This is a genomic window from Natrialba hulunbeirensis JCM 10989 (assembly GCF_000337575.1).
In the GTDB taxonomy this organism is placed as follows: domain Archaea; phylum Halobacteriota; class Halobacteria; order Halobacteriales; family Natrialbaceae; genus Natrialba; species Natrialba hulunbeirensis.
In genome coordinates, this window is sequence record NZ_AOIM01000030.1 from 1 (window position 1) to 545 (window position 545).

1 rRNA gene is annotated in these 545 nt (G+C 50.9%); it reads right to left on the bottom strand.

The features are described 5' to 3' along the window. Positions 1 to 545: ribosomal RNA gene (locus tag C483_RS20620) — 23S ribosomal RNA — on the bottom strand; the annotation flags it as partial.

Here is a 545-nt window from a genome sequence, read left to right on the forward strand (position 1 = left end):
ACGGACCTTGTATGCTCTGTCGCTCTATCGCCAACTGATTTCACGCCCTATTGCACCTCCCTTTGTGGGGTGCTTTTCAGCGTTCGTTCACACTACTTGTTCGCTATCGGTCTTGAGGAGTGTTTAGTCTTCCCAGTCGATGCCTGGGATATTCACGAGGGATATCCAACCCCCGATACTCTGGAGCTGACTCGTCCCTTACTAATCTACAATACGGGGCTGTCACCCTGTTTCGCACTCTATTCCAAGAGACTTCCTNCCCCCGATACTCTGGAGCTGACTCGTCCCTTACTAATCTACAATACGGGGCTGTCACCCTGTTTCGCACTCTATTCCAAGAGACTTCCTGCAGATCTTCTGGGAGTGATCGTCAGTCCGAACACCACATTGCCCGAAGGCTTCGGTTTGGACTATATCGCGTTCCTTCGCCAGTACTAACGACATCACATTACGTTTTCTTTTCCTGCCGATACTGAGATGTTTCAGTTCTCGGCGTTCCCCATTGCGCGAAGCAATTGCGGTGGGGATTCCCATTCGGAAATCCT